Here is a 6,571-nt window from a genome sequence, read left to right as displayed (position 1 = left end):
CCCGCCGCCCCGGCCCCCGCGGCCAGAAGAGAGCCAAGCGCAAAGAGCAGCAGTCCACTGACGAAGAGCTTCTTGCGGCCCCACCGGTCGGCCAGGCTTCCGGCGGACAGCAGCAGGGCGGCCAGCACCACTGCGTAAAGACTGTTGACCCATTGGGCATCGCCCAGGTCCAGACCGATATCGGCAATGATCTGCGGCAGGCGACCCCGACAATGGTCCCGTCAAGGACCACAAGCCCCAGTCCGGCGGCCAGAATAGCCAAGGCTCCCCACGGGTGTGATGCCTGCGGGGAGCCCTGAGGTTCATGGTGTCCGAAGTAGCCACCGATGCGTTCCTTTCGATACCCAAGTTTCAAGGTCGTGGTGCTGCTGCACCGCACTATCGACTCTAGGTGGACGAAAAGTTGCTGCCATCAACCAAATGGTTGATCGGTTGCCGTCGTCAAATCCAGCTCACGAATAATTCGGCGCCCGCCTGTGCCTTTCAGCGCCAGGCGGGCCGGTCTGTTCCGGTTCAGTGCTACGAAAGCGGGGTCTTCTCCATCTGGACGGCCTGCTCCTTCTCGAACGGTAGCAGCCCGGTGATTGCCGTGGCACACCGCTCACCGATCAGCACCGAGGGGGCGTTGGTGTTGCCGGTGGTCACCTGCGGCATGACCGATGCATCCGCGATGCGCAACCCCTGAACCCCATGAACCCGAAGGCTTTGAGGGTCCACCACCGCCGTTGGCCCAATGCCCATGGCGCAGGTGCCCACCTGATGATGGTAGGTCGTCGTGGTGCGACGAATGTACTCGATGAGTTCCTCTTCGCTTTGCACCTCGCGCCCCGGATGCACTTCCACAGCTCCGTGTTGCCTCAGCGCCGGCTGCGCGGCAATGTCGCGGCATTGCTTGAGGGAATAGAGCATCGCCTGCAGATCGTCCTCCTGCGCGTAGGCGGCCAGATCGATGTTCACCCCATCCCCCGGGGCCGGGCCAGCCAGCGTCAGGGTGCCACGTGATTTGGGTCGGACGAGTCCGGCCAGCAATGAAAAGCCCGTCTCCGGTGCTTCCATTAGCGGCTCAGCCGAGTTGGTGTACATCGGCAGGCTAAAGAAGATCGGCTGAGTATCGGCCACTGGCAGGTCGGGGATGGACTTTGCGAAGAAATGCACTTGTGCCGCTGCGACTTCCGGCATCGGCAGAGGGTCTTGTGTTGTGCAGACGACGGGGACGAGTAGATGGTCGTGGAGGTTCTTACCCACGGCGGGGATGTCCTTGATTACCGCAAGGCCCAGCTCCTCCAGGTGCTCCCGGGGGCCGAGACCGGAGCGCAGCATGAGCTCCGGCGATCCGATGGCTCCGGCAGTTAAGATCACTTCATCTGCTTCCACAGTGAAAATCTCTCCGTCGCGGCTGAATTCCGCTCCGGTGACGTTCAGCCTTCCAAGAGGAGACGACGTGCCGTGGCCTCGGTAATCAGGGTGAGATCTTCGTGATCCGCGATGGGCTTGAGGTAGGCGCGCCAGGTGTTGAAGCGGACACCGTCACGAACATTCAATTGCATCCATCCGGCACCTTCCACGGAGCCGGAATTGTAGTCCGGATTCGCGGGGACGCCCGCCTGCAGGGTGGCATCGTACATGGCCTGCTGAATTGGATGGCGGGGATAGTCGTAAGTGACATCCAAAGGCCCCTGGGTGCCATGGACCTGTGGGTCGCCTCCTCCGCCGTCCTCGGCGTGAAAGTTCTCGATGGCCTTGTAAAAGGGGAGAACATCGTCCCATGACCACCCCTGGCAACCTTGCTCCGCCCAGGTGTCGAAGTCCCAGCGATCCCCGCGAACCCAAATGGTGGCGTTCAGCGCGTGGGAACCGCCCATCACCTTGCCTCGCGGCACGTGCACGCGTCGATCGTTCAGTTGCGGCTGAGGCGTGGTGAAGTAGTTCCAGTCCTCAGCACCGCCCCACAGCATACCCAACCGTGAGACGTCGTCAATGTCGGCGTTGGTGTCCTGTCCCCCGGCTTCGACGAGGGTGACCTTGTTGCCGGCATCCAGTAAGCGGCGAGTGAGGACAACTCCGGCCGACCCGGCGCCGATGACCAAATAATGTGATTGCACACTTCCTCCTGGAATTCCCGTGTTCTCGTGGGATTACCCTATGCGGAGTAAGCCATCTCACACTTGGCAACGCATGCAGGCTTCTTGGCATCCGATGCAGACCTGTCACGGCTGCAATTGGTCGGCGCGGCTAATGGCCGACCGGCTGACGCAGCTCATCCACGCGCACCAGCACGACCCCGCCGACGATCAGCAGGCCACCGAAGAGCTGGATCAGCCGGGCAGTTCTCCAAGCAGCAGCCACGCCCACAACACCGCAAAGAGCACTTCGGTCAGTGAAATGAAACTGGCGACCTTGGATCCCAGGGCCCGGGCGGCCATGATCCCCGTAACATAGGCGATGACCGTAGACAGGATGATCATTCCGCCCAGGGCGACCCACCATTGCGTCTGCAGACCGGCCAGGTTCACCTCGGTGAACGTCACCTCCATGGGCAGGATGCCGAACAACCCGATCAGGGCCATCATCAGCGAACCGACCAGCAAACCACCGGCGGACAGCATGATCGGCGGCAGCGCGCCGTTGACCCGGGCGCTGACAAAGAAGTAGACGGTCAGGCCAATGGCTGCGCCGATTCCCCACATCACCCCGATGGATCAATGGTCGTGGTTCCGGCAATATCCAGCACGGCCATGAGCCCCACCAGTGCGACCAGGGTGCCGGCGATGGTGGGAATGCGCGGGCGCTTCTGGTGCCTGATCCACAGCACCAGGACAATGAAGACCGGGGCCAGGTATTCGAGCATCAGCGCCACCCCGACATCCAGCCGCTGCACGGCCAGGAAGTAGCACAGCTGGCAGGCGGCCACCCCGAACAACCCAAAGAGCAGGATCGGCGCCCAGTTCGTGCGCAGCAGCGTCCAGCGCCCCCGCATCGCGATGATTGCGGGGATGGCCAGCACCAGCGCAGCACCGGCCATTCGCCAGGTCACCGCCGCGGCCGGAGACCATCCGGCCTCCATCAGGGCCTTGGCGAAGGACCCAGATAGGCCGAAGACCGCGGAGGACAGCAGCGCGATCCACACTCCGACCATGTTCCGGTTTTGCGGGGCTTGGAAGCAACATGCGGAAGGGCCTCGGGGGCTGAAGATATCTCGGGCATGGGTGCTGGCTTTCGGAACGGGCTCCCGGTTCCCGCGCGCCCTCAGAGGACGACCCGCGCACGGGAGTCAGGAGTCATTGAATGTATGATCATGACAATACGATTCTGCCGAAATGCTCGTCAATCCATGACGACTTACAGGAGTCACAATGACCTTTGCACCTGACACACAGGCTTCGCTGCGTACCGTGGTCAACCTGCTGAACACCAACTCCGGCCTGGTGGACAAGCTCGAAACCGTCGGGGACCTGGACTACTTCCTGGATACCGAACGCTTCACCGGGGCCCGGGCGAACAACCTGGCCGAGCTGCGTTCCATCCGCCAGCTGCGCTCCCAGTTGCACGACATCTGGACCGCGGATGAGGACAACGCGGTGCGCCGGGTCAATGCCATCCTGCGCAACGCGCAGGCCCTGCCCCAGTTGATCAAGCATGACGAGTGGGACTACCACCTGCACGCCACCACCCAAAGCGCCCCGCTCTATGACCGCATGGCAGTGGAGGCCGCCATGGCCGTCGCCGAGGTGATCCGCTCCAAGGGGCTTGAGCGCCTGCGCATCTGCGCCTCACCGGACTGCCGGGCGGCGCTGGTCGACCTCTCCCGCAACCGGTCGAAGCTGTACTGCGACACCGGCAACTGCGCCAACCGCGAGCATGTCCGGGCCTACCGGGCACGCAAGGCCAGGCGCGCCTGAGGGTTTCACGCACGGGATAATTCCCGTGCCGGTACTCGCCGCAAAACTGCGGCACCTTTAGGATGAAACCACGAACAGACTTGATCTGCAGATCCACTTCCCGGTGTGCAGGACCTGGCACCGGGAAGTACGTCGGAGGGATGGACCATGAACGAGCACCACGCGTCTGAGGACTATGAAGCACGGCTGGAACGCACCGATGATTCGCCCTTGAAGGCCGCAGCCCGCTGGACGGCGGCAGTGGCTTCGGCGGTCCTGGGCGATGCGGAGTTTGAACCCTCCGGTTCCAGCGTGGTGGTCTACTCGCGCACCGATGATTCCCGGGTGCTGACCCTGCCCACCTCGAACCTGGAAGAAGCCGAGCGGCTAATTGCCCTGGTGCGCCGGGATCTGGGGGAACTGAGCCCGGAGGACTTCCTCTCCGAATGGGGTCCGGCCGACGAGCCGGAGGAGTAAGCGCCGGCCCGCCGCGGGCCGCGCAAGCTGAAACCCGGCCGATGACAATGGTGGGCCGCCCCTTGCTCAAGGGGCGGCCCACCATTGTTTGTGGCTCTGCGGGTGTTTCCGGCGCCTAATCAGTCCTTCTCGTGCGGGCGATCCGAGGCGCGGTTCACGCCGGATCCCTTGCCGAGGGTCGGGTCGTTTTCCTTCGACGCCATGGTGAGCACCGAGATCACCAGCAGGCTGGCGATGAAGGCGATGCCAAAGCAGATCAGTCCGACATCGATGCGCAGGTCATTCTCGGAGCCGCCGGTCACGCTGATCATACCGACAAAGGCGGCAACGATTCCCAGCACCAGCGAAAAGACCAGTGGAGCCTTGATCGACTGACTCCATGGTTGCTTCTTGGGTGAATTATTTGACACCAGGATCTCCATTTCTATTTCCTCGTGTTGCCATCAAGTCTAGTCAGTTTCGGCCGCAGGGTTTTTGCGGGAGTCATGCAGGTGCCCAAAGGCCGCGATCAGCTCAAAGACGGCAAAGACCACGGCGCTGCCGCCGATCATTCCCAGTACCCCGTGGGTGTCCAGCTGTCCGGCGAAGGCCAGAGCCACACCGACCCCGGCGGCCACCGCACCGCTGATCAGCTGGTTGCGGAACGGTGGGAACTCGTGACGGTACTTGGCGAACACGACGATTTCCGAGACGCCACCGACCAGCAGGCCGACCGCAGCCATGTAGGCGACCATGGCCGGGGTGGAGGCGAACAGCGTGGTGATGCCGGCCAGCAGCATGATGCCGGCACCAAAAGCATAGGGGCCCGCGCTTGGCCGGAACGGTGGCCACGGAGGCGTACTGCCACATGAACACGCCAGTAAGCACCAGCAGGCCGGCGGTGGAATAGGACAGGACCTTTAGGTCGGCGCCGATCCAGAAGATGGAAATCAGCGCGTAGGCGGCGGCAGTCAGGCCGCGCAGCAGTACGGGCCGGAAAACTTCTTGGGCTTGGATTGCAGTGGATTTTGGTGCAGGCACACGCCTATTCTACGCGGTATAGAAGACCCTGACACCTGAGCCTGGGCTGGGTGACCGGCGGCACATTTAACAACGCCGGTCACCGCGTTGACCCGCTAGCGATTCAGTGCCGGACGGGCCGTACGCCCGGCGCGCACCCGGATGAGCTCGGGGGTCAGTTCCCGGATGGATCCGGCTCCCATCAGCTGCATGTTGACCTCGACTTCCTTGGCCAGCAGCTCGATGGCTCTTTCGACCCCCTGCTGTCCGCCGGCCATCAGCCCGTACAGGTAGGCCCTGCCGATAAGCACGAAGTCGGCGCCGGCGCACAGGGAGGCGACGATGTCCGCCCCGGACATGATGCCCGAGTCGAGGATGATTTCCATCTCCGGACCCACCTCCTGGCGCACCTGCCCCAGCGCCTCGAACGCGATCGGGGCACGGTCCAGCTGCCGTCCTCCGTGGTTGGAGACCACCAGTCCGTCCGCCCCGGCGGCCACCGACTTGCGGGCATCCTCCACGGTGAGCACCCCCTTGACGAACAACTTGCCCGGCCACAGGTCGCGGATCCAGCGCAGGTCATCGAAGTCCAGCGAGGAGTCGAACATGGAGTTGATGATGGTGGGCAAATCAGAGGAGGTATTGGACAGTGAGGCAAACTTCAGCGAATCGGTGGTCAGGAAGTTGAACCACCATTCGGGCCGGTAGGAGGCATCCAGCACCGTCTTCAGGCTCAGTTCCGGCGGGATCTTCATCCGTTGCGCACATCGCGCAGCCGCTGGCCGGCCACCGGGGTGTCCACCGTGACCAGCAGGGTGTCAAAGCCGGCCAACGCGGCCCGTTCCACCAGGGCCCGGGACTTCTCGCGGTCCTTCCACAGGTAGAGCTGGAACACTTGCGGGCGTTTGGGGCGGCGCTGGCCACTTCCTCAATGGAGCGGGTGCCATGGTGGACAGGCTGAAGGGGATCCCGGCCTTCTCCGCGGCCCGGGAACCGCCGATCTCACCCTCGGACTGCATGAAGCGGGTGAAGCCGGTCGGTGCGATCCCAAAGGGCAGTGCCGAATTGCCACCGGCGATCGTAGTGGACAGATCCGAGTGCGCGGTGCCGTGCAGGATGCGCGGCAGCAGCTCCACCGAGTCAAAGACCTCCCGCGCCCGGTCCGCGGTGATTTCCCGGCCGGCGGCGCCGTCCACGTAGTCGAAGCCGCGGCCGGG

Annotated in this window: 6 protein-coding genes and 3 pseudogenes; 2 read left to right on the top strand and 7 right to left on the bottom strand. The window is 63.5% G+C overall.

The window, feature by feature from the left end; translation table 11 throughout:
* The 4 genes and pseudogenes from JCM19049_RS19095 to JCM19049_RS06665 form a co-directional block, all read right to left on the bottom strand.
* Window positions 1-262 (bottom strand): annotated as a pseudogene (locus JCM19049_RS19095) (MFS transporter); the annotation flags it as partial.
* 257 nt (window positions 263-519) lie between these two features.
* Window positions 520-1,374, bottom strand: a complete 855-nt coding sequence (locus tag JCM19049_RS19090) for a GMC oxidoreductase (protein WP_279402620.1) — start codon at window positions 1,372-1,374, stop codon at window positions 520-522.
* A 44-nt stretch (window positions 1,375-1,418) separates the two neighbouring features.
* Window positions 1,419-2,087, bottom strand: coding sequence for a GMC family oxidoreductase (locus JCM19049_RS19085; protein WP_279402619.1), 669 nt, complete (start codon window positions 2,085-2,087; stop codon window positions 1,419-1,421).
* A 145-nt stretch (window positions 2,088-2,232) separates the two neighbouring features.
* Window positions 2,233-3,136, bottom strand: a pseudogene (locus tag JCM19049_RS06665) (DMT family transporter).
* 217 nt (window positions 3,137-3,353) lie between these two features.
* Here JCM19049_RS06665 and JCM19049_RS06660 point away from each other — a divergent pair.
* Window positions 3,354-3,899 (top strand): CGNR zinc finger domain-containing protein, encoded by a 546-nt coding sequence (locus tag JCM19049_RS06660; RefSeq protein WP_054821190.1) that lies wholly within the window; start codon window positions 3,354-3,356, stop codon window positions 3,897-3,899.
* Window positions 3,900-4,046: 147 nt separating this feature from the next.
* On the top strand, window positions 4,047-4,355 hold the full coding sequence (locus JCM19049_RS06655; RefSeq protein ID WP_054821189.1) for a hypothetical protein: 309 nt from the start codon (window positions 4,047-4,049) through the stop codon (window positions 4,353-4,355).
* Between the two features lie 119 nt (window positions 4,356-4,474).
* Here the strand turns inward: JCM19049_RS06655 and JCM19049_RS06650 are convergent, their stop codons facing one another.
* The 3 genes and pseudogenes from JCM19049_RS06650 to JCM19049_RS06640 all read right to left on the bottom strand — a co-directional run.
* Entirely contained in the window at window positions 4,475-4,777 is a 303-nt protein-coding gene (locus JCM19049_RS06650; protein WP_246049608.1) for a hypothetical protein, read from the bottom strand.
* 27 nt (window positions 4,778-4,804) lie between these two features.
* Window positions 4,805-5,134, bottom strand: a complete 330-nt coding sequence (locus JCM19049_RS06645; protein WP_054821188.1) for a DUF308 domain-containing protein — start codon at window positions 5,132-5,134, stop codon at window positions 4,805-4,807.
* A 336-nt stretch (window positions 5,135-5,470) separates the two neighbouring features.
* Window positions 5,471-6,571 (bottom strand): annotated as a pseudogene (locus tag JCM19049_RS06640) (alpha-hydroxy acid oxidase); the annotation flags it as partial.

The organism is Arthrobacter sp. JCM 19049 (assembly GCF_001310435.1).
This window is presented reverse-complemented; position numbering and strand designations above follow the sequence as displayed.